This window comes from Micromonospora pallida (genome assembly GCF_900090325.1).
In the GTDB taxonomy this organism is placed as follows: Bacteria; Actinomycetota; Actinomycetes; order Mycobacteriales; family Micromonosporaceae; genus Micromonospora; species Micromonospora pallida.
The window spans coordinates 5087049-5109248 of record NZ_FMHW01000002.1 but is presented as its reverse complement, the minus strand read 5'-3'; the positions used below and the strand labels follow the sequence as shown (position 1 = coordinate 5109248).

The following is a 22200-nucleotide window of genomic DNA, read 5'->3' as shown; positions in this document are numbered from 1 at the left end:
CGGCCGGCCGTGGCGACCGTCGTACCCGCACCCGATCCGGCGGACGTCCGCGAGGCGAGCCTGGACGAGCTGAGCCGGCTCGGGCTGCCCCTGCCGCCGGGGAACTTCCCGCTGGTCTGGGAGCCGGGAGACGAGATCGAGCTGCGGTCGGTCGGTGAGGTCGAGGCGCGGATCGCGGTACTGCACCTGATCCTGGCCCGCTGCTTCGGCATGCCGACCGAGGCGGCGATGGGCTGGCTGCTCGGCTCGCGGCTGGTGGACTCGGTCACCCCGCCGGAGTGGGACTTCGTCACCGCCGGCAAGGGCGACCACCGCTCGTTCGTGCTGCACCACGACGCCCTGTTCGCGCTGACCTGGGTGCTCGGCTTGACCAAGCAGCTCGACCCGTCCCTGCCGGTCGACGAGGACCTGGTGGCGAAGCTGCCGAACATCGTCGGCGGGGAGACCTTCGACGGGTGGCGGCGGCGGCTGCTCGTCGCCCCCCAGCACCCCGCCGACGCGGCGGCCCTGCTCGACCTGCACTACTGCCTGGACTGGGCGTACCTGGAGTCGGAACGGGAGGGGCTGCCGCTGCCGGGCGTGATCGACTCGCACGCCATCGGCCAGCGCCGGTGGGCGTTGGAGTGGGCCGTGATGCTGCGCGGCCCGTACCACGACTCGCCCCCGGGCTGGGAAGAGGTCGACCTCTCCACCTGAGACACCCGAGACACCCGGGCGGTCAGGTCGGGCGGTAGCGGGCGAGCTGGACGGCGGCGGTCACCGTGACCGGCTCGGGCAGGGCGGCGATCCGCGCGGTGAGCCGGGCCGGGTCGGTGTGCCAGGCGCTCGGCCCCATAGCGACCAGGGTCCGCACTTCCTTCCGGGTCAGCTGAAGCCGGTGCCGGTGGGTGCTCTGCCCGGCCGGTTCGAAGTGTCTCGCGAGGCTGTCGGCCACTCGGGCGTCCTTGGCCGGGTCGACCCGCAGCAGCCCCAGCCGGTCCACCAGCTCAACCAGGTGTTCGGCGGTTGGTGTCACCACGAGCAGGGCGCCGTCCGGCCGGAGTACCCGACAGAATTCCGGCCCGTTGCGCGGGGCGAAGACGTTGACCAGTACCGCGACCGTGGCATCGGCCAGCGGCAACCGGCTCCAGGTGTCGCAGACGGCCGCGCCGGCCCGGGGATGCGCCCGAGCCGCCCGGCGTAGTGCGGGCTTCGAGACGTCCAGCGCCAGGCCGACGGCGGTCGGCACGGCGTCGAGCACTGCGGCGAGGTGCCGGCCGGTGCCGGCTCCGGCGTCCACCACCAGATCCGGGTACGCCACCGGTTCGCCCACGCCGTCGTCGGGCCGGACACGACGCGGCACCGCCCGCGCGGCCGCGGTGGCGAGCGCCGCCGAGAACGGGTCGTAGTGCCCGGCGGCCAGGAACTCCTCCCTGGCGGCGATCATCTCGGCGGTGTCGCCGACGTGCGGTGCCCGGCCCGTGAGCAGGTTGACGTAACCCTGTCGGGCGATGTCGAAGCTGTGCCCGGCCGGGCAGCGCAGGGCGCGTGGCGGTGCCGCGTCGGCCTGGTACAGCGGCTGGCCGCAGACCGGGCAGCGGAGGTGGGGGAGCAGGTCGGGGTGCACCCGGTCAGCCTAGGGTCATCGGCCGGCGACGCTGAGCGGGTCAGTCGGACGCGGAGCCGACCATTAGCATCGGGCGATGCTGGATCTCGCCCGGTTCACCGCAGTGAGTCAGTTGGTCAGGCGGGTCGTCGACGAGGTGGTGATGACCCGGTTCCGCCGGCTGGACGCCGCCAGCGTCGCGGAGAAGGCTCCCGGCGACCTGGTGACCGTCGCCGACACGCTGACCGAGCAGCGGCTCACCGAGGAACTGGTCCGGCTGCTCCCCGGCTCCACCGCCGTCGGCGAGGAGGCGGTCGCCCGCGACCCGGCCGTGCTGGCTGCGCTCGGCGGGCCGGCGCCGGTCTGGATCATCGACCCCGTCGACGGCACGGCTGGGTTCGTCGCCGGCGGCACCCGGTTCAGCACCATGGTGGCCCTCTCCGTGGCCGGGCGGACCGTGGCGTCCTGGGTCTACGCTCCGGTCAGCGGGACGTTGGCCACCGCCTCGGCGGGGCCGGCGGGTGGCGCCTGGCTGGACGGTCGGCCGGTCACTGTCCCCGCCGGCGCCGGGTGGCCGGGGCTGCGGGTGGTCAACACCGATCCGCGCTACCACACCCCGGTCGACCAGTTGGTGGTCGACCGGCTCGCCGGACTCGGCGCGACCGTCGTCCCCTGCGACGGGATCGGTCACAGCTATCTCGACCTGGTCACCGGCCGGGCCGACGCGCTCGCAGTGAGCTGGGAGAAACCGTGGGACCACGCGGCCGGGCTGTTTCTGTACGAGCGGGCCGGTGGCTGCGCCGGTGCCGCTGACGGCACCCCGTACCGGGTCACCGGTGGCAACGCCCTGCCACTGTTGGCCGCCGCCGACCGTCCCACCTTCGACCAGCTCTGCGGGCTGTTCACCGCCGGGGCGCCGGAGACCGGTGGGCGATGAGATACAGGACCAGACCGAGGACGGCGGCGACGCCGACCACGACCGGCACCGGCCCCCAGCCGAACCGGTCCACCGTGCCGGCGAACAGCGGCGGCCCGAGCAGTGACCCGCAACTGCCCAACTGCACCAGCAGCCCGTTGCCCGTGCCGAGCTGATCCGCACCGTCGACCACCTGCGGCACGGTGGCGAACGCCACCGCCACCAGGATCCCGTTGACGAACAGCAGCACGGCGGCGGCTCCGATGGCCAGGGCGGGGATCCGGGGTCCGCTGAAGATCACGACGGCCAGGAACGGCATGGTGAGGGCCAGCGGACCGAGCACCGGGATCCCGGCCACGCGGCGCAACAACCAACCGGCGACGATCCCGCCGGGCACGCTGACGAGCGAGACCAGCGCGACGGCCAGCCCGGCTGTCGACGATCCCAGACCCGCGTCGGTGGACAGGAACGTGGGCAGCAGGGTCAGCACCGCCACGCTGATCATCGATACCGCGCCAAACCCGGCGGAGAGCGCCAGGATCCGGGCCAGCACAGCCGCCCGGATCCGGGGACGGGTGGCCGGACCGCCGGTGTGGCCGTCCGGCTTCCCGACCGTCAGGTCTGGTCCTCCGCCGGCTGCTCCTCCGCCGGGCGGCCCCGCCCGGCCGGCGTACCGGCCAGGCCGGCCGGGGCCGGGGAGCCGGACCGCTGCCACCACCGCGACCACCGCGACGCCCGCGCCGAGCAGCAGGAACCAGGAGCGCCAGCCGCTACTCCCGGCGACGACTCCGCCGGCACCCGAGCCGACGGCCAACCCGACCGGGATGAACGTCCCCCACACCGAGAGCGCGGTCACCCGGTCGGCGCCGGTGGTCAGCCGCATGAGCAGAGCTGGAGCCGCGACCACGACCAGCAGGTATCCGGTGCCCTCGAACAGCCGGAAGACGAGCAGGCTCGTCGCGTCCCAGGCCAGTGACCCGGCGGCACCGGTGACGGCGAGCAGGACCAGCCCGGCCAACAGGCTGCGCCGGTCGCCCAGCCGGTCGGTCCACACGCCACCGATCAGACCCAGGGCCGCCGCGACCCCGGTCATGGCGGACGCCGCCCAGCCTACGGCGGGCAGCGAGAGGCCAAGATCTGACTGGATCGGCCCGAACACCGGGCCGATCTTGCCGAGGGCGGCCGCTGCCAGCACCCCGGCGAGATAGGTGAGCAGCACCCGGCTCCAGTTGGTCCGGAGCACCGGACCGGCGGACATCGTGGCCGTCATCGCCGGGCTGCCGCCGGCAGCGGCGGAGAGAAAGTGCGTTCCACCCGTGTCCGGCTGACCAGCCTGCCCCGGTGAATCACCATCCGGTCCATGTTGGCCGCTGCGATCGCGTCGGTCAACGATTGCGCCCGGATCGCCAGCAACTCGGCCGGCGCACCCGCCTCGATCCGTACGGCCGGCAGGCCCATCACCGTACGGGCCTGGGCGCTGACCGCGTCATAGGCCTCCGCCGGGTCGAGGTGCCCCGCGGTGACCAGCAGCGACGCCGTCTCCAGTGGATCGCCCCGGCCGACCGGGTTGAACGGGTCCCGCATGTTGTCGCCAGCACCGGCGACGGCCACCCCGGCGGCCCGCAGCGCCCCGATCGCGGTCAGGCCACGCGGTACGGAGTGACCGCGCTCCCGGCCTTGAAGGAACAGGTTGGTCGACGGGCAGGTGATCACACCGATTCCGGCGGCGGCCACCCGGGCGACCACCGCGCGGGTGGCGTTCTCCCCGCGTGTGCCCAGGCTGACGCAGTGGCTGGCGGTGACGGCCGGCCGGAAGCCGGTGGCCGACACCAGCTCGGCCAACTCGCTCAGGGTGTCGACAGCCGGGTCCAGTGTCTCGTCGGTGTGCAGGTCCACCGGCCGACCGAATTCCGCCGCCACGTCGAGCAGCAGCCGCAGGCAGTTGGACGGATCCGGGTGACTGTAGGGCGCCGCCCCGATCACGTCGGCACCTGACCGTACCGCCTCGACCAGCATCGCCCGGTTACCCGCTCCGTCGGGGCCGAACACGGGGCGGTCGACCATGGCGACGACCTGCAGCTCCACCTGTCCGGCGAGTTCCTCGCGCACCTCGAGCAGCGCCTCCAGCATCCCCAGGCCGGTGGCGACACCGACGTCCACGTGGGTACGGATCGCGGTGGCTCCGTTGCCCAGTAACTCGTACGCCGCGCGCAGCGCCCGTTCGCGGACGTCCGACCGGGACACCGACCGTCGATACGCGTACCAGGCGTCGACCGCGCCGGGCAGGTCACCGGTCCGGTTGCGCAGCACCGTACCGGTGAGCACCTTGTCGAAGTGCGAGTGCGGTTCGGCCGGGGCCGGCAGCAGCAGATGACCCGAGAGGTCGAGCCGCGGTACTCCGTCGGCGACCGGGGTGCCCGCCGGCCGGACGGCGGCGATCCGCCCGCCGCCCAACAGCACGTCGACCACCTCGCCGGTGGCCAACCGCGGGCCGGCCAGCAACAGCCCGGCGGTCTCCGGGTCGAGTGCCCGGCCGACCGGCATCGGCCGGTCGCTCGTCGACGGTGGGAGGCTCACCGCTCCGGTTCCTCCTGCCGACCCGGGAACCCGACACCGCTCAACAGGTCACCGGCGTCCAGTTCACCGAGGTCGGGCCGGACAAGGTCACCCTCGAGCGACTCGTACAGGCTCAACCCGATGACGGCCACCCCGGCCTCGCGCAGCAGGCTGGTCGCTGGCGCGGAACTGCTGATCACCGCCGCCACCTCGTACCCGCCGTCGCATTCCTTCCGGACCAGTCGCCGGGTCTCCAGCAAGGTACCGCCGGTGGCGCACACCCCGTCCAGATAGATGACCGCGTCGTAGTCGGTCTGCGGGATGGGGGTCATGTAGTCGGCTCGGACGGACCGCAGCTGGTCGTCGCGGCACATGCCGACGAAACAGAAGTCGGCGTCCTCGAACGTGGCGACGAAACCGGGGTAGAGCAGCGCGCCGCCCCGCAGGATGACCACGGCGAGCACCCGGCTGTCCGGACCGGACCAGGCCCGTACGGAGTCGCGCGTGTGTCGGGCGAGCAGTGTCCCCAACTCGGTGGTGCGACGCCGGATCTCGCCGCTCGGTCTGCGGGCCCGCAGAATCCGCGCGTAAAGGTGGTCCGGGTCGCCGATCTCCACCGCCGGCATCATCGACGGGACCGACGTTCGGCGATGAGCGCCCGGCATTCGGCGAGCAGGTCCCGGTCCGGGGCGGCCAACACCGCACCGAGCGGGTGCGACCCGTCCAGCGTGGCCCGACCTTCGGCCAGGAGTTTCTGGGTGGCCACCAAAGTCACCGCGAGTCGGACGTCCTCGGCGTCGAGTAGGTCCTCGACCAGCGACGCGACGTCGTTCTTCGCCATCGCCGCGGCGTGTACCTCCTTGTCCAGTTCGATCACCAGGTCGGACAGGGACCACACCCCCTCCTCCACGAGCAGATGGGTGATCGGGTCCTGGAAGAAGGTGGCGACCGCCTCGGCGAAGCTCTCCTGGCCGAGCAGCAACCGCCGGTCCGGCGCGGTGCCGCAGAAGATCCAGAAGGTGCCGTCCGAGTTCAGCGTGACGGCCACCCCCGAACTCGCGGCGTAGTTGCCGCGGATGGCGTCGTTGACCGTGGTCGCCAGGGAGAGCCGCCTGCTGCCGGTCTCGAAGGGGTTGTAGTACTCGTGGATGGAGCGGGACGTGTCGTGGTGGCCCTCCGCCAGCTCGCTGGCCTTGCCGCTGCGGCGGAACACGTTGAACGTGATGGGTATTTCTCGGCCGTCGGGGAGGACGAGCTTGCGGTTCCAGTCGTTGACATCGACGAGACGAGCCCCGATTTCCTCGGCGATCTGCCGGTCGACGATGTCCCAGTCCGGCTCGATGCTGCGGAAGCCGAGCCCGAAGCCGGGGCGCTGCTCGGCCCAGGCCCGCGCGACGTTGCCGTAGTGCTCCAGCCGTACCGGTCGGGGTGCGTTGAGGTGGTAGCGGTCCAGGCTCAGCCGCAGGATGACCTCGGGACCGGCCGGGTTTTCCGCCCGGGCGGCGTCGAGTCGGCGGATGAGCGTGTTCGCCCGCGTGGGCTCCTTGCCCCAGTAGCCGGCGGAGACGACATCGATCTTCGGCGTGGTCACCTCGGTGAGCAGCCGCAGGATGCTGTTGAATTTGAGGAACGGCTCGCCGCCGCCGGTGATGTTGAGCTTTTGCGATCGTGATTCGTTGATGAAATGGATCGCGTCGGTCAGCTCGTCCCGGGACAGCGAGTCCTTTGCCGACTTGCGTTGCAGGTCCGAGGAGTACATGCAGTGCAGGCAGGCGACCGGACAGAGCTCGCTGAGGTGGATGAAGAAGCTCGACCCGGTGGTCGGCAGTTCCGAGGTCCGCGGCGTGAAGGCCCCGATCAGACTCTCCCGGGTCGCCTGCGGTGTGGCGAACGCGGCTTCGAGTACGGTCTCCGACACTTCTACCTCCCCCGTCGCCGCCAACAGACGGCGCAGAAAATCGGCGCCGCCGGCGTGGCCCCGTCCGACGGGTCCAGGAAGCGCCTGGCGGCAGTTGCTCGGTGTCCGGTCGTCAGGGCGGTCGCCAGCGGAAACAGGCGTCGCCGATCATGGATGTGAGTCACCACTTTGAAGTGCAACCCATCGTAGGTTGTCGATTCCTCTTTGGAAAGTGAGTGGTGTGCTCGGGGCCGGGGCTGCGCGGGCGCTCCGGGCGATGGATGACCGGGTCGACTCTGCGGCGGGTGACCCGGTGTGCTCGCCGCGATGCCGTGGGCACCGACCACTAGAGTCGGGTCATGGTGGCAATCGGATACGAAGAAATCGTCCAGGCGCCCAAGGCGCTGCTCCACGACCACCTGGACGGCGGGCTGCGGCCGAGCACGATCATCGAACTGGCCGCGCAGGTGGGACACGAGCTGCCCAGCACCGATCCGGACGGACTCGGCAGGTGGTTCGTCGAGGCTGCGAACTCCGGTTCTCTGGAGCGTTATCTGGAGACGTTCGCGCATACCGTCGCGGTGATGCAGACCGCCGACGCGCTGCGCCGGGTGGCCGCCGAGTGCGCGCTGGACCTGGCCGCCGACGGAGTCGTCTACGCCGAGGTGCGGTTCGCCCCCGAGCAGCACCTGGAGCAGAACCTCACTCTGGACGAGGTGGTCGAGGCGGTGCTCGCCGGCTTCGCCGAGGGCAGTGCGCTGGCCGCCCAGGCCGGCACCCCGATCCGGGTCGGCACCCTGCTTACCGCGATGCGGCACGCCGCCCGCTCGCAGGAGATCGCCGAACTGGCCGTCCGGCACCGGGACACCGGCGTGGTCGGGTTCGACATCGCCGGGGCGGAGGCCGGCTTCCCGCCCACCCGCCACCTGGACGCCTTCGAGTACCTCCAGCGGGAGAACTTCCACTTCACCATCCACGCCGGTGAGGCGTTCGGTCTGCCGTCCATCTGGCAGGCGATCCAGTGGTGCGGCGCGGACCGGCTCGGCCACGGGGTGCGGATCGTGGACGACATCACCGTCGGTGACGACCGGCCGGTGCTCGGCCGGCTGGCCGCGTACGTGCGGGACAAGCGGATCCCGCTGGAGCTGTGCCCGTCGTCCAACGTGCAGACCGGTGCCGCGCCGTCGATCGCCGAGCACCCGATCGGGCTCCTACGTGAGCTGCGGTTCCGGGTCACGGTCAACACGGACAACCGGCTGATGAGCGGCACCTCCATGTCGCGGGAGATGGCGCTGCTGGTGGACGCCTTCGGGTACGGCTGGAAGGAGCTCCAGTGGTTCACCATCAACGCGATGAAGAGCGCCTTCATCCCGTTCGACGAGCGGCTGCGGATCATCGACGAGGTGATCAAGCCGGCGTACGCGAAGCTGATTGGCTGATCCCGGCCGGGTCAGGGCTGCTGCGGGTGGCCGGCGAGCAGTGCGGCCACCCGACGCAGCACCTCCCGGGCCCGCGCCGCCTCCGCGCCCAGCCCCGTCTGCCGGCGCAACACCGCCGGCTCCTCCCGCAGCAGCATCAGCCCACGCCGGAAGAGCACCCCGGGCGCCTTGCGCTGCTCGGCCAGGTCGCGGGTCAGCCGGCGGACGAAGGTCGCGCCGCGCGGCCGACGCAGGGCGTACGCGCCGGCAAGAAGACCCAGCTCACGACATTCGACGACGATCTCGGCAGCGAAAATTCCTTCGGCGACGAAGAATGGCGAACCGGCGAGGTCGAATGTTCGGCTGGATACACGACGGTCTTCGCCGATTGCATAAACCGGCACTTCGGCCTTGCCGTATCGGGCAAGTCGGGCAATGGTTTCCACGGCGGATCCAGCATCCCAGGACTGCGGCGAGTCCCAGTCGATCCGGCCGTGACGGCGCGGCAGCGTGGGGTCGTCACCGTTCTTGTAGAAATCGTCGAGGCAGAGCACGGGAAGTCCGGTTCGGTGTGCGACGTAGGACTTTCCGGAGCCCGAAGGGCCGGCGAGCAGGACGACGCGGTGCGGGGGCTTCATTACTTTAGGTGACTCCGGCCAGACGGGCTGCGATCAAACTGTCTCAACATCTCATCACACCCGGGGTTAGGAACAGCCTGGGCTTTCTCTTTGGAAGGCGGCGTGATGGAATCTCGGGGGTCCGACCCGCCGGGTCGGTCGCTGGGCGTTGCCCGGAGCAACGCGGCGGACGCTGAGAGCGCGAGGGCGGTGACGTGAGCAAACGACCAAAGACGGCGGGCTCCTTCCTGTCGCGGCTGCGCCGGCCCACCGGTCGGCTCCGTGACATGCCGATCTGGTCGAAGCTCGGCCTCATCATGATCGTGCCGACCATCGCCACAGTGGTCGTCGGCACCAGCGGCCTGATCGATCACCTGGACACCCTGAACAACGCCAACCGTGCCGGTGATCTGGCAAACCTCACCAGCTACTCCGGTGCGTTGGTCGACACCCTCCAGGACGAGCGGGCCGCCGCCGTGCTGCTGCTCGGGGCGAACGCGCAGACCCGGGAGGAGTACGACAAGACCTACACCGGCGTGCACCAGGGGGTCGATCGGGCGCGGGAATCGTACTCCCAGCAGCGGGCCGAACTCGACGGGCTGCCGGCCAACTTCACGAAGGTCCTCGACCGGATCGACCAGAGCCTCGTCGACCTGCCCGGCACCCGCAGTCAGGTCCTCAACAACAAGCTTCCGCTCACCGACGCCGCCCGGGCGTACGAGGGTCTGATCAACGATCTGCTGGACATCCGCGACTCGGCCAGCCAGCTCGCCGGGGACACCGACCTCAGCGAGCGGATGCGCGCGGTGGCGGCCACCGCGCGGGCCAAGGAGTTCCTCTCGGTCCGCCGGGTCGTGGTGCACCGGGCGCTGATCCAGGGCTCGATGACCCCGGTGCTGCGCACCGACTACATCGCCACCGGCACCGGTCAGCAGCAGGCCCTGCAGAACTTCCAGGCGGTCGCCAACCAGACCGAGTCCGAGCTGTACCAGCAGACCGTAGCCGGCTCGGATCAGCGCCAGGTCGAGAACTACCTCGGCTGGATCAACGGCAACACCACGGACAGCATGGCGGGCGCGCCGTTCGGCGCCAACGAGTGGGACGCCGCGATGGTGGCCAACGCCAGGCTGATCCGTACCGTCGAGGCGGACCTCGACGGCGACGTGGTCCGGCTGGCCGACCAGCTTCGCTCCGACGTGCAGCGCCGGGTCTTCCTGGAGACCAGCCTGCTGCTCGGCATGCTGCTGCTGGCGATCTTCTTCGCCTACCTGGTCGCCCGGTCGATGGCCCGATCCCTGCGTGACCTGCGGCAGGGCGCGCTCTCCATCGCCGAGCACGGCCTGCCCCACGCGGTGGGCCGGCTGCGGGACCCGAAGGTCACCGGCCAGCTCACCCCGATGCAGCTCGCCAACCAGATCGCCGAGCCGCTCCCGGTACGCAGCAAGGACGAGTTCGGCCAGGTGACCGAGGCGTTCAACGCCGTCCACCTGGAGGCGGTCCGGACGGCGGCCGAGCAGGCCGCGCTCCGCGCCTCCGTCGCGACCATGTTCGTCAACCTTGCCCGCCGTTCGCAGATCCTGGTCGACCGGCTGATCGGCCACCTCGACCGGCTGGAGCGCGGCGAGGAGGACCCGGACCGGCTGGCCGAGCTGTTCCAGCTCGACCACCTGGCCACCCGGATGCGTCGTAACGACGAGAACCTGCTGGTCCTCGCCGGGGCGGACTCGACCCGGGTGCAGCGCCAGCCGGCCGCGCTGATCGACGTGCTCCGGGCCGCCCAGTCCGAGGTCGAGCACTACACCCGGATCGAGTTCGGGGTGATCGACCGGGACATCGAGGTCGTCTCGCACGCGGTCAACGACCTGGTTCACCTGGTCGCCGAGCTGTTCGACAACGCCACCGCGTTCTCGCCGCCGGACTCCCAGGTCATGGTGGAGGCGCGGCGGGTCGGTGAGCGCGCCTCGCTGTACGTCGAGGACCGGGGCATCGGCATCAGCGCGGAGCAGCTCGCCGACCTCAACGAGCGGCTCGCCACGCCGCCGCAGGTGGACGTCGCGGTCTCCCGGATGATGGGCCTGGTCGTGGTCGCCCGGTTGGCCGCCCGGCACGGGGTCCGGGTCGAGCTGCGGCCGGGCACCGACCGGGGCACGGTCGCCGAGGTCGAGCTGCCCCCGAGGTCCTGGTGCCCCGGGCGCTCTCCGGGCGGACGCAGCAGCCGGCGTTGCCCGCCGCCGAGCCGGGCCTGGCGGCGTCTCCGCTGCCCACCTTCGGCGCGCTGCCGGCGCTGGGCAACGCTCCGGCGGCACTGCCACCCCGTCCGGGTGGCTCGGGCAACCAGGTCACCCTCGGCGGGCGGCCCGTCGAGCCGGAGCCGCGCAACGGCACCCCGGGTGCCGGCCGGCCGCTGCCCGCCTGGTCCGACCTGACCGGGGCGGACGTCCGGGCCCGTGCCGGCGGCGACCCCTTCGTCCCCCGTCCGGCGAGCGGGCAGCAGATGGACGCGCTGCCGCAGCGGCGTGCGGCCGGTGACGAGCAGCCGGACGAGGTCGACCCGCAGCCGACCATGCCGAGACTGACCGGCCCGGAGGCATGGGCCACCCACCCGCAGGTCCCGCCGCCGGTGTCCGCCCCGCCCGTCTCGGGTCCGCCGGTTTCGGCTCCGCCCGTCTCCGGTCCGCCGGTGTCCGCGCCGCCCGTTTCCGGTCCGCCGGCCCGGCCCGTCCCGCTGGTGCCCCCCACGCCGGCACCGCCGGCCTGGCCGCCGGTAGCCGGTCCGGAGCGGGAGGCGCCCACCCCGCCGGTGCCCGAGCGGCTCGCCGCAGCGCTCGACATGACCACCGAGCTGCCTCGGGTGCCCAGGTCGGCGGACGAGCCGCCGGTCGCCACCGGCGCGGCGGAACGTCCGGTGTCCGCTCCCGACCAGCAGCGGTACGCGGACGAGACGATGGAACTGCCCATCTTCCGGGAGCTGGAATCCGCCTGGTTCCGCACCCGGCGGCCGGTTAACGACGAGACGGCCGGCGGGACCCGGACCTCCCCCGGGGGTCTGGACGAGGCTCGGACGCAGCAGCTCGCCACGGTCGAGCAGGGCCGGCCGCCCGCCCAGAACCCAGCAGCGACGACAGGTAACGCACCGATGGCAACGAACACCGGAGGCACGTCGCGCGACAACGGCGCGGCGACCAACGGGAGCGACCGTTCCACGTACGCCGAGAGCCTCGCCGGCCGGCGCACCCCGCAGCCGCCCGGCGGTTGGCAGACCGCGGCGGACGACGGCTGGCGAGCCGCCACCGCAGCCACCGACGTGCCGGTGGTCGAGACCACCCAGACCGGACTGCCCAAGCGCAGACCCATGGCGCAGCTCGTGCCGGGCAGTATCGAGAAGCCGGCGGCGTCGGTGCAACGGCGGACGCCGGAGGCTGTACGCGGACTTCTCTCGGCATACCATCGTGGCGTGCAACGCGGCCGAAGCAACCACGCGGACGGCCACTCGTCCGGCCTGGAGGTCACTCCGGGCGGGCAGCAGTCCTCGCAGTCTGGCTCAGGCCTCCAGGCCGGGAGCAGGCAGAAGGAGCAAGAAGGATGACAACTACGCAGGATCTTGGTTGGCTGCTGGCCAACTTCGCCGACCGGGTGCCCGGTGTCGCGCACGCGGTCGCCGTCTCCGCGGACGGCCTGCTCCTCGCGTCGTCACGGGACCTGCCGCGTGACCGCGCCGACCAGTTGGCCGCGATCGCGTCCGGCCTGGTCAGCCTCACCCAGGGAGCGGCCCGCTGCTTCGAGGGTGGCGCGGTGCTCCAGACAGTGGTCGAGATGGACAATGGTTTCCTGTTCCTCATGTCCATCTCGGACGGGTCGTCGTTCGCGGTGCTCGCCGCCCGCAGCTGCGACGTGGGGCAGGTCGGGTACGAAATGGCGTTGCTGGTCGACCGGGTCGGCGACGCGTTGACCCCGGCACCGCGCGCTGCCGCGGGAATGCTGGGTTGAGACGGGCGCTGACCAGCAGGTCGGCGAACAACAAACGAAAGAGTCGACGGGTTCCACCGGAGCGAGCCGGTGGCGGGTACGCGGAAGGAGGTGAGCGGCGACATGGCCGATCGTGACGAGCCGACCGGGGCACTGGTCCGTCCATACGCCGTCACCCGTGGCCGTACCCGTCCCCGCCTCGACATCGCGCTGGAGGCGCTCGTCGAGACGACGGTGCGTGGTCGGGCCGCTGCCAACGGCAATGGTGGTCAGGGCCGGGAGCACCAGTACATCGCCGCGCTGTGTGACGGCCGGTTGCAGTCGCTCGCCGAGATCGCGGCGCGGATGCAGCTGCCACTCGGGGTGGCCCGAGTGCTCATTGCCGACATGGCTACGGACGGCCTGGTCGCGGTGCACGAGCCGACCGTTCTGGACGACTCCGACGACGCGGTGGGCACTGAACTGCTGGAGAGGGTGCTGAGTGGACTTCGCAGGCTCTGACATGTCGCACCGGCCGCCGACTCCGTCGAGCGGGCGCGTGACATCGGCGAAGATCGTTATCGCCGGTGGGTTCGGCGTTGGCAAGACGACGCTGGTCGGCTCGGTCTCGGAGATCACGCCGCTGACCACCGAGGCGATCATGACCTCGGCGGGTGTGGGCGTCGACGACACCCGGCAGGTGCCGGGCAAGACGACGACCACAGTGGCGATGGACTTCGGTCGTATTTCGATCGATCGTGATCTGATCCTGTACCTCTTCGGTACGCCGGGTCAGACGCGTTTCTGGTTCATGTGGGACGAGTTGGTCCGGGGTGCGATCGGTGCCGTGGTCTTGGTCGACACCCGCCGACTGGCCGACTGCTTCGCGGCCATCGACTTCTTCGAGCACCGGCGGCTGCCGTACCTGATCGCCATCAACTGTTTCGACGGGATGCAGTACCACGACCCGCAGGACGTCCGGGACGCGTTGGCGATCTCCCCGGAGGTGCCGGTGGTGGCGTGTGACGCCCGACAGCGGGAGTCGACCAAGCACGTGCTGATCTCGCTGGTCGAGTACGTGCTCAACATGCGTCGCTCGCGCGCCGTCGCCCCGGCCTGATCGACCCTTGCGCCGCCCGGTGCCGGCTCCTGCCGCCACCGGGCGGCGCGTCGTGTACCCGGCGTCCCTGGCCGGGACGGTCGGCGGTGCAGGTCGCCCACCCGACGACCCGCCGCAGTCCACGCCGCCCACCTCGACCCGCCGCCGCCCATCGCGCCTCCGGAATGGGCCGTAGGCCCTCAGTTCGGGAACAGGCCATACGGGGTGCCACTGTGCCCCGCCGAGCCCGCTACGGGCGGGTCAGCCGGCCCAACCGCCACGCCAGCTGGCCTGATGCACCGGGACCCTCGCCCTGCCGGGAGCGCACCATGCGGGGCACCTCCGCCGCCGGTTCCCGTCAACGGCAGCGCCGTGGGGGTCGCCGTCCGTAATCAGTGGACGGCGACCCCCACGGCGCTGAAGCTACCGGCGGGCGCGGCTCGGTCCGCTCAGGAGCGGTACCCGGCGGACCGGTACTCGTACTCCCGGTCGTCGTCGCGGTCGCCGTGGTCACGGGTGAAGTCCCAGCCACCGGCGGCCTCACGACCCGGCCGTCCACCGACCGCGAACCCGCCGATCTCCTGACCGCGGCGCCAGCCCCGGAAGTAGCCGGTGGTGTTCTCGGCGATGCGTGCCGCGTCCCGGACGATCCGCAGCGGACGTTCGTCGCGCAGCGCCGAACCGGGGACCAGGTTGGCCTGCGGGACCCGGCGGGGCAGCCCGGCCGACGTCTCGTCTCCCTTGACCGGCTTCGCGGCCTGCTCGGCGGCCTGCCAGCCGCTGTCCGCCATGCTGGACCAGTCGACGTCGGTTTCCTCCGACTGCCCGACGAACCAGGCCGACCTCGCCTGGGCGAAGATGAGCAGGTCGCCGTCGTTCTCGTCGGAGACCGGAGGCCGGCGGAGTTCGGCGGCGGGCCGCTCGGGACGGCTGGGCGCCTCCTCCCGGTTCACCAGTCGCAGCGGCGGGTTCTCCGGGCGGGAGCCGGTCGTGGGGTTGAGGACGGTCCGGTCGTCGGCCGGGGCCTCGAGCCCGCTGTGGGTGTTCCGCTCGGCGTTCGGGTCGAGGCGGTCACCGCCGCGCTCGGTACGGGCACCGGCGCGTCCCCGGTCGGCTGCCCGGTCGACCAGCGGCGGCTCGACCAGGCGGAGCATCGGTGGCTCCTGGGGCAGGTCGTCCGCCAGCCAGGGTGGGGTGATCCGGCCGTCGGGGCGACCCGGGTCGAGCTGCGCGTCGACCGGCCGGTTGCCCGGGTCGGTCTGGGTCTCGACCGGCCGGTTGCCCGGGTCGGTGGGCGCGTCGATCTGCCGGGCGTCCCGCCCGGATGCGGAGTGCGCGACGGGGTTGCGCGGAGAGCTGTCGGCCGGGTCCTCCGGGTTGTTGACCAGCGGCCAGTTGGCCCGGGAACCCGGTGCCGGAGGCTCCTGCTCGGGGCGCTGGGCCGGCACTGGCAGGCTGAGGTCGGTGACGGCGAACCCGCCGGTCGGGGAGTCCCCGGTGGTCTTCGGCCGCGGCGGGATGACCGTCCGCTGCCGCTCCGCCCGGGCGCTGTTGATCGCGGCCGTGGTGAGGGTGGGACGGAACGGTTCGCCCGCGTCGGCCGGCGAACTGCCCCGCTGAGCCGGCGGGTTGCCCCGCTGAGCCGGCGGGTTGCCCCGTTGGGCCGGGGCGATCGGGGTGATCCCGGGCGGGGGCGGCGGGGAGGAGACCGGCCGGTTCGTCGGGCCGTCCACCTGGCGGGCGGCCGGCAGGGCCGGCGTGTCGCCCCGGCCCGGCGCGCCGTTGACCGGTGGCTTGGCCGAGGCGGCCGGAGTGACCGGGGCTGGCGCGGACGGTGGCGGCGCGATCGGGGTCGGGGCCACCGGGGGCGGGCCGAGCGGACGCGGCCGCTTGGGTAGCGCCTCACCGGAGACCGGTTCCGGCCGGCTGCGCCGCCCGGTCGGCTGCGGCGGGGCCGGCTCGACGGCGCGGAGCCCTCCGCCGCTGCCGATCTCGGCGGGCTCGTCGGCCGATTCGTCCGGGCGGGCGGCGCGGCGGCCGGTGACCGGCGCGGGCGCACTGACCCGTGCGCCGAGCGCACCGACCAGCGCGTCGCACCCGGCGTCGCAGGCGCGTACCGCGGCGACGGCCTGGCGTACCGTCTCCGCCACGGCGGAGGTGAGCGCCCGGCTGACCGCGGCCCGGCGTGGAGTCTCGGCGATGGCCACCCGTAGCGCGGTCACCGCGTCGTTGATCGAGTCGGCGTCGGCCACCCCGTCGGCGACCAGGTGGGCGACGATGGCCTCGGCCGCGACCGAGGCGTCCCGGCCCCGGGCCACGGTGCCGGCGAGCATGCCGGGCTCCGGGAGGGCGTCGAGCACGGCCAGCGAGACCGGCTCGGCCGGGTCCGGGTACGCGCGCAGCGCCGCCGGGTAGAGCTCGCGCAGCACCTCCCGCAGCGCCACGGCGGCCGAGTGCCGACCGTTGGCGAGCGCGGCGTGCGCGGCGAGGACCTGCTTGTAGCCCGCGAGGTCGCGGGGCGCCGGCAGGGTGACCGCGGAGAGCGCGCCGGCCTGGAGGGCCCGGGCCAGCCCGACGGCCCGACGTTCGGCCTGCGGGGACTGCATCTCCTCCAGCGAGTCGTCGTCGGCGAACCGCTCGGCGAAGTCGTCGACCGAGTCGTCGTCGGCTATCGCGAGCGGCCGACCAGCCGCGCTGAGCAGCGAGGTGACCGTGTGGTCGTCGCTGTCGGCGGCGATCGCCGCACCGCTCGGGCCGCCTGACCGTTCCACGAGCAACGCCACGAGCCGGGCGTAACCGGCCGGGTCGTCACTGATCTCGCAGACGTGGAGCAGCCGGCCTGCGTCGTCGACCACAGCGGACGTCAGCGTCGAACTGGCCGAAGCCGGTCGGTCTGCTGAGTCGGCCGAGGCCAGACCGCAGTACACGCGCACGAGCGCCACGGCGTCGTCCTCCTCCCGGGTTTCGGTGCCAGAGACTGATGCTCCCTGCTATGGCTCAGTCGCGCCAGTCCACGACCGCAGAGATCTTTCCGACAATGGTCCGCCACCCCAGACTGGCGGTCTGCGCGCCGATCTTCTTCAGCCGCCGGCGACCCATGAAACCGCCGATGCCGCCGCCGACCGTGGCGCGCAGGGCCTCGTCGAGGTCGTCCAGGCTGGATCCGGCGGAGAGCATGTCGAGCACCGCCGGCAGCCGCAGCGCGTACGCCAGGTCACGGGCGACCTCGCCGGCCTCGATGAGCAGGGTCGGGTCCCAGGTGTCGTGCCCGCCGCGCAGGTTCTCCACCACGAGGTCGAGTTCGTAGGTGTCCTCGTCGAGCGGGGCGATGTCCGCCGGTTCCACCCGTTCGGACAGCTCCGTCCAACCGTCCAGTTCGGACAGGTCGTTCGGCGCGCCGGAACGGACGAAGCTGACCAGCGCCTCCGGCGTCTTGAACAGCAGCAGCCGACCCCGGTGGCTGAGGAAGGCGGGCACCTCCTCGTCGCCGGCGTCCTCGTCGCCGGCGTCCTCGTCGTCCGCCTCGGCCTTGCCGTCCTTCCGGGCGGCCTGCTTCTCCTCGTCGGCCTCGGCGAACTCCTCCGCCAGGTCCTCGTCGAGGATCACCACGGTCTCGTCGTCGTCGTCCTCCTCGACGACCTCCCGGCCGCGCGCCAGGAACGGGTCGTCGGCGTCCCGCTCGGCGACGTCGGTGGGGGTGAGTTCCCGCGCCGGCCGGTACGCCCGCAGCGTGAAGCCGGAACCGGCCGGCAGCGCGATCTCCACCGGGTCGATCCGCAGCTTCTCCCAGAGCGACCGGTCCGGTTCGTCGGCGCTGGCGGCGGTGTCGCCGGCCTCCTCCGACTCGGTCGCTGCGGTCGCTTCGTCGAGCTGGGGCTCGTCGGCGTCGGGCCGTTGGGGCGACTGGCGGGCCACGCTGACCTCCGTGTGCTTCGGGCTGCCCACCCGGCGGAAGTCCGTGCCGTCGGGTGACTCTGCGCACATACCCTAGTGGGCGATCCTCAAGGACCGGTGCCCGCACCCCGTTGGCGGCGTCCCGGACAGTCAGTAGCGTGTTGCGATGTGAAGGGCCAGACGCTGCACGGACACCTCGACGCCCTGCTTCTGGCGGTGCTCGAGGAGGGCGCATTGCACGGATACGCGATCATCGAGGCGCTCCGGGTCCGCAGCAGCGGCAACCTGGACCTGCCCACCGGCACGACCTACCCGGCGCTGCGGCGGCTGGAACGCGCCGGATACGTGGCCAGCTCCTGGCACACGGTCAACGGGCGGGAACGGCGCACGTACCAGCTCACCGACGCGGGGCGTCGGGCACTGGCCGGCGAGCGGGCCGGCTGGCGTGAGTTCAGCTCCACCGTGGGGCGGTTCCTCGGCCCGGACGCGCATCCACCGGTGACCGCCTGACCCGCCTGACCCGCCCGGCCCGCCCGGCCGCCGTCCACGCTGCCGTGCTTGTCCACGCCGACGGTCCGCGCTGCCGTGCTTGTCCACGCTGACGGTCCACCGTCCGCGCGTCGCCGCGATCGTCCCGGCGGGCCGGTCGGTCAGGGGGCCAGGGCCAGGTAGCCCTGCTCGGCCGCCACCTGGATCAGCCACTGGTCGCAGTACCAGCCGGGTGCCGCCACCAGCTCGTCGTGGCGGCCCCGCTGGGCCACCTGGCCGGCGTCCAGCACGACGACCTCGTCGAAGCCGTCGAGGCCGCTGAGCCGGTGACTGATCAGCAGCACCGAATGGTCGGCCGGGACGGCGGCCAGGGTCGAGGCGAGCACGTCGTCAGCGGCGGTCGGGTCGAGCCCCTCGGTCGGCTCGTCCAGCACCAGCAGACCCGGCGCGGCCAACAACGCCCGGGCCAGCGCCAGGCGCTGCCGCTGCCCGCCGGAGAGCTGCCCGCCGTCCTCGCCGACCACCGTGTCCCACCGTTCCGGCTGGTCGCGTACCCAGTCGAGCAGCCCGGCCGCCCGGGCAGCCGCGTCGAGCGCCGCGTCGTCGGCCCCGCCCCGGCCGAGGAGGAGGTTCTCCCGGACGGTGGCGTGGAAGACGTGCGCCTCGGCGAGCAGCCCGCCGATCGCCCGGGGCAGCTCCTCCGACCGGTACGCGGACAGCTCGACGCCGTCCAGGGTCACCCGGCCCCGGTCCGGCGGCACCGCGCCGGTGAGTACGGCCGCCAGGGTGCTCTTGCCCGCCCCGCTCGGCCCGACGACGGCGACCCGCCGCCCGGCGGGCAGGTCGAGGTCCACCCCGTCCAGGGCGGGCGGGGCCCCCTCCCGGTAGCGGACGACCACCCCGTCGAGGCGGACGTGGTGCCCGGCGGCGGCGGTCACCGGCCGGTCCCCGGTCGACGGGGCGTCGGTCGGCGCGGTCAGCAGCGCGGTGACCCGGGTCAGTCCGGCCCGCAGCCCGGTCCACTGCCGGGCGGCCCCGATCAGCGCCGACGTCACCTCCGCGGCGGCGAGCGTGCCGACCGCGAGGACGCCCACCATGACCCCGGAGACATCGGCGCGCAGCGCCGCGACCACCACCGCCGCGCTGGTCACCCCGGCGATCAGCACCCCGAGGGCGTCCACGGCGAAACCGGTGGCGGCGAGCCGGCGTTCCAGTCGGGCGAGCCGGTCGGCCCGCTCGGTCGCCGCCCGCAGGGCCGCTCCGGTCGCCCCGAAGGCAGCCAGGTCGGCGGCCCCGTGGGTCAGGTCCACCGCGTCCGAGGCGAGCGCGCCGCGCAGCGGTGCCACCTCGGCGGCGCCCCGGCGGGTCAGCACGGCGGCCAGCAACGGCAGCGCGACCCCGGTCAGCAGCAGCCCGACCGCGAGCGGGACGGCCGCCGCCGGGGACACCAGCGCCGCCCCGACCACCGCGAGCACGCTCACGGTGGCCGCCGCAGCCCCCGGTACGAGCACCCGCAGCAGCAGGTCCTGGACGGTGTCCACGTCGGAGACCAGCCGACTCAGGGCGTCTCCGGAACGCTGGCCAGCGGTGGACCGGCGGGCGGCCAGGGTGGCGAAGACCCGGGCCCGCAGGTCGGTGACGATCCGGAGCACGGCGTCGTGCCCGGTGAGCCGTTCGGTGTAGCGGAGCACGCCCCGACCGATCGCGAGCGCCCGCACCGCGACGATCGCCACGGTCAGCCGGTCCAGCGGCGGTCGGCCGGCGGCACTCATCAGCAGCCAGGTGGCGGTCGCCATCAGGGCCAGGGCGGCGAGTTCGGTGGCGGTGGCGAGCAGTCCCGCGCCGAGCAGCCGGCGCAGGTACGGTCGGGCCAGCCGCAGGACGGTCCGTTCCGCGTCCAGGCGGCCCCGTTCCGGCGTCCCCGACTGCGCCGTCGTCCCCGCTTCGTCCGTAGGCGCGGCGGGCCTGTCGGTCCTTCCCGGCCCGTTCGTCGTCGTGGCGGGCTCGGGCGGCGGCCCGGCGTCCGGCCGGCTCATCCGACCACCTCCCCGGTCCGGGTCAGCTCGGTGACCCGCCCGTCGACCACCCGCAGGATGCGGTCGGCGTCGGCGAGCAGCGCCGGACGGTGCGCCACCAGCAGGGCGGTACGCCCCGCGACGAGTCGACGGGTCGCGTCCAGCACCACGGCCTCCGAGGCGGTGTCGAGGCGGGCGGTCGGCTCGTCGAGGAGCACGACCGGGGCGTCCCGCAGGAACGCCCGGGCCAGGGCCACCCGCTGTCGCTGGCCGCTGGAGAGGCCGTGTCCGCGTTCGCCGAGCCGGGTCTCCAGCCCGTCGGGCAGGGCGGCGACCACCTCGTCCAGCGCGGCGGCCCGGACCGCGGCGGCGAGCGCCTCCGGGCGGGTCTCCGGCGCGCCGAGGCGGATGTTGTCGGCCAGGGTGGTGGCGAACAGGTGGGCCCGCTGCGGCACCCAGGCCAGCCGCCGCCGCCAGTCGTCCAGGTCGACGGTGGCCAGGTCGACGCCGGCCACGGTGACCCGGCCGCTGGTCGGGGTGACGAAACCCAGCAGGAGGCCGAGCAGGGTGCTCTTGCCGGCCCCGCTCGGTCCGACGACGGCGATCCGCTCGCCGGGGCGGATGGTCAGCGTGACGTCCCGCAGCGCAGTGGTCCGCTCGTACGCCACGGTGACCGCTTCGAACCGGATCTCACCCGGCTGGGGTGGTAGCAGGGGTCCCCTGTTACCGCTTTTTGTCGAACAGGGGACCCCTGCAGGCACCTCAGCGCCGGGGGGTGCAGGCACCTCAGCCTTGGGTGCTGCCGCCGGCCGGCCGTCCGCCCCCTCCAGTACGGCGAAGGCGTCGTTGAGGGCGCTCAGCCCCTCCATGCTGGCGTGGAACCGGGCGCCGGCCGCCCGGAGGGGGAGGTACGCCTCGGGCGTGAGCAGGAGCACCAGCAGCGCGGTGGTGAGGGTGAGCCCGCCACCGAGCAGCCGTATGCCCACCGGGACGGCGACCAGCGCCACCGAGAGGGTGGCGACCAGTTCCAGCACCAGCCCGGAGAGGAAGGCGATGCGCAGGGTGCGCATGGTGGCGACCCGGTGCCGGTCGGCCATCCGCCGCACCACGTCCACCTGGGCCCGGGAGCGGCCGAAGGCGCGCAGCGTGGCCAGCCCGGCCACCATGTCCAGGAAGTGCCCGCCGAGGCGGGCCAGCCGACGCCACTGCCGTTCCGTGGCGACCTGCGCCTGCCAACCGAGCAGCGCGCCGAAGATCGGGATCAGTGGCAGCGTGACCAGGATGATCAGCGCCGAACTCCAGTCGGCGAGGACCAGCCGGGCCAGCACCGCGACCGGCACGGTGACGCTCAGCACGAGCTGGGGGAGGTAGCCGGTGAAGTAGGCGTCCAGGGCGTCCAGCCCACGCCCGGCCAGGGTGGCGAGCTGCCCGGCCCGCTGCCCGGCCACCCAGCCCGGCCCGTGCCGCCCCACCGCGCCGAGCAGGTCGGCGCGGAGGGTGGCCTTGACCGTCGCCGCGGCCCGCGCCGCCACCGTGCCCTGGGCCCAGACCACCGCTGCCCGCGCGGCGACCGCCGCGACGAGACCGGCCAGCGCCCCCCGGTGCAGCCGCCCGTCGAAGGCGGTGGCGAGGAGGACGGCCAGCGCGGTGGCCTGGGCCACGACCAGGAGCGCGGTGAGCACGCCGAGCCCACCGAGCACGGCGAGGTGCCGCCGGACTGCGGGAACCCGGCGCAGCAGACGCGGGTCGAAGGGACGACGGTTCACCGG

17 protein-coding genes and 1 pseudogene are annotated in these 22200 nt (G+C 73.1%); 8 read left to right on the top strand and 10 right to left on the bottom strand.

What is annotated here, in order from left to right; translation table 11 throughout:
• Window positions 1–9: 9 nt before the first annotated feature.
• Window positions 10–696, top strand: a complete 687-nt coding sequence (locus tag GA0074692_RS21105; protein ID WP_091646905.1) for a DUF4272 domain-containing protein — start codon at window positions 10–12, stop codon at window positions 694–696.
• Between the two features lie 22 nt (window positions 697–718).
• On the opposite strand, the gene myrA is transcribed toward GA0074692_RS21105, so the two are convergent.
• Window positions 719–1606, bottom strand: coding sequence for a 23S rRNA (guanine(748)-N(1))-methyltransferase MyrA (gene myrA, locus GA0074692_RS21100; protein WP_091646904.1), 888 nt, complete (start codon window positions 1604–1606; stop codon window positions 719–721).
• Window positions 1607–1682: 76 nt separating this feature from the next.
• On the opposite strand from myrA, the gene GA0074692_RS21095 reads away from it, so the two are divergent.
• Window positions 1683–2522 carry an inositol monophosphatase family protein gene (locus tag GA0074692_RS21095; protein WP_091646903.1) on the top strand — a complete coding sequence of 280 codons (840 nt, stop codon included), beginning with the start codon at window positions 1683–1685 and terminating at the stop codon, window positions 2520–2522.
• Here the strand turns inward: GA0074692_RS21095 and GA0074692_RS21090 are convergent.
• Genes GA0074692_RS21090 through GA0074692_RS21075 form a run of 4 tightly spaced genes read right to left on the bottom strand, consistent with a single transcriptional unit; the run spans window position 2488 to window position 6975 of the window.
• Entirely contained in the window at window positions 2488–3771 is a 1284-nt protein-coding gene (locus GA0074692_RS21090) for an MFS transporter (RefSeq protein WP_091646902.1), read from the bottom strand. The genes GA0074692_RS21095 and GA0074692_RS21090 overlap by 35 nt on opposite strands.
• Window positions 3768–5078, bottom strand: coding sequence for an amidohydrolase family protein (locus tag GA0074692_RS21085; RefSeq protein ID WP_218106695.1), 1311 nt, complete (start codon window positions 5076–5078; stop codon window positions 3768–3770). Before GA0074692_RS21085 ends, GA0074692_RS21090 begins: the two co-directional genes overlap by 4 nt.
• Window positions 5075–5674, bottom strand: coding sequence for a uracil phosphoribosyltransferase (locus tag GA0074692_RS21080; RefSeq protein WP_176738528.1), 600 nt, complete (start codon window positions 5672–5674; stop codon window positions 5075–5077). The genes GA0074692_RS21085 and GA0074692_RS21080 overlap by 4 nt, the downstream gene beginning before the upstream one ends.
• 8 nt (window positions 5675–5682) lie before the next feature.
• Window positions 5683–6975 (bottom strand): 4Fe-4S cluster-binding domain-containing protein, encoded by a 1293-nt coding sequence (locus GA0074692_RS21075; protein WP_091646900.1) that lies wholly within the window; start codon window positions 6973–6975, stop codon window positions 5683–5685.
• 338 nt (window positions 6976–7313) lie between these two features.
• Here GA0074692_RS21075 and GA0074692_RS21070 point away from each other — a divergent pair, with 338 nt between their 5' ends.
• Window positions 7314–8393 carry an adenosine deaminase gene (locus GA0074692_RS21070; protein WP_091646899.1) on the top strand — a complete coding sequence of 360 codons (1080 nt, stop codon included), beginning with the start codon at window positions 7314–7316 and terminating at the stop codon, window positions 8391–8393.
• 11 nt (window positions 8394–8404) lie between these two features.
• On the opposite strand, the gene GA0074692_RS21065 is transcribed toward GA0074692_RS21070, so the two are convergent.
• Complete coding sequence (locus GA0074692_RS21065) at window positions 8405–8926, bottom strand: ATP-binding protein (protein WP_245730400.1); 522 nt, start codon at window positions 8924–8926, stop codon at window positions 8405–8407.
• 278 nt (window positions 8927–9204) lie between these two features.
• On the opposite strand from GA0074692_RS21065, the pseudogene GA0074692_RS21060 reads away from it, so the two are divergent.
• The 4 genes and pseudogenes from GA0074692_RS21060 to GA0074692_RS21045 all read left to right on the top strand — a co-directional run bounded on the left by GA0074692_RS21060 (window position 9205) and on the right by GA0074692_RS21045 (window position 14054).
• Window positions 9205–12575, top strand: a pseudogene (locus GA0074692_RS21060) (sensor histidine kinase).
• The gene (locus GA0074692_RS21055) at window positions 12572–12976 is read left to right on the top strand and encodes a roadblock/LC7 domain-containing protein (RefSeq protein WP_091646897.1); all 405 of its coding nucleotides are present in this window, start codon (window positions 12572–12574) and stop codon (window positions 12974–12976) included. Before GA0074692_RS21060 ends, GA0074692_RS21055 begins: the two are co-directional and overlap by 4 nt.
• A 102-nt stretch (window positions 12977–13078) precedes the next feature.
• Complete coding sequence (locus GA0074692_RS21050; protein WP_091653853.1) at window positions 13079–13456, top strand: DUF742 domain-containing protein; 378 nt, start codon at window positions 13079–13081, stop codon at window positions 13454–13456.
• 1 nt (window position 13457) lies between these two features.
• The gene (locus tag GA0074692_RS21045) at window positions 13458–14054 is read left to right on the top strand and encodes a GTP-binding protein (protein ID WP_091646896.1); all 597 of its coding nucleotides are present in this window, start codon (window positions 13458–13460) and stop codon (window positions 14052–14054) included.
• Between the two features lie 428 nt (window positions 14055–14482).
• On the opposite strand, the gene GA0074692_RS21040 is transcribed toward GA0074692_RS21045, so the two are convergent.
• Together GA0074692_RS21040 and GA0074692_RS21035 are read right to left on the bottom strand one after the other, a co-directional pair.
• Window positions 14483–16975: a serine/threonine-protein kinase gene (locus GA0074692_RS21040; RefSeq protein ID WP_091646895.1), complete on the bottom strand. Its 2493-nt coding sequence runs from the start codon at window positions 16973–16975 to the stop codon at window positions 14483–14485.
• Between the two features lie 55 nt (window positions 16976–17030).
• Window positions 17031–17978, bottom strand: a complete 948-nt coding sequence (locus GA0074692_RS21035) for a DNA primase (RefSeq protein WP_091653851.1) — start codon at window positions 17976–17978, stop codon at window positions 17031–17033.
• Between the two features lie 117 nt (window positions 17979–18095).
• Between GA0074692_RS21035 and GA0074692_RS21030 the strand changes: the two genes are divergently transcribed.
• Complete coding sequence (locus GA0074692_RS21030) at window positions 18096–18437, top strand: PadR family transcriptional regulator (protein ID WP_091646894.1); 342 nt, start codon at window positions 18096–18098, stop codon at window positions 18435–18437.
• A 140-nt stretch (window positions 18438–18577) separates the two neighbouring features.
• Here GA0074692_RS21030 and cydC read toward each other — a convergent pair whose 3' ends face one another.
• Both cydC and cydD read right to left on the bottom strand, forming a co-directional pair.
• Window positions 18578–20452, bottom strand: a complete 1875-nt coding sequence (cydC, locus tag GA0074692_RS21025; protein WP_091646893.1) for a thiol reductant ABC exporter subunit CydC — start codon at window positions 20450–20452, stop codon at window positions 18578–18580.
• Window positions 20449–22197 carry a thiol reductant ABC exporter subunit CydD gene (cydD, locus tag GA0074692_RS21020; protein ID WP_091646892.1) on the bottom strand — a complete coding sequence of 583 codons (1749 nt, stop codon included), beginning with the start codon at window positions 22195–22197 and terminating at the stop codon, window positions 20449–20451. The genes cydC and cydD overlap by 4 nt, the downstream gene beginning before the upstream one ends.
• Window positions 22198–22200: the final 3 nt, after the last annotated feature.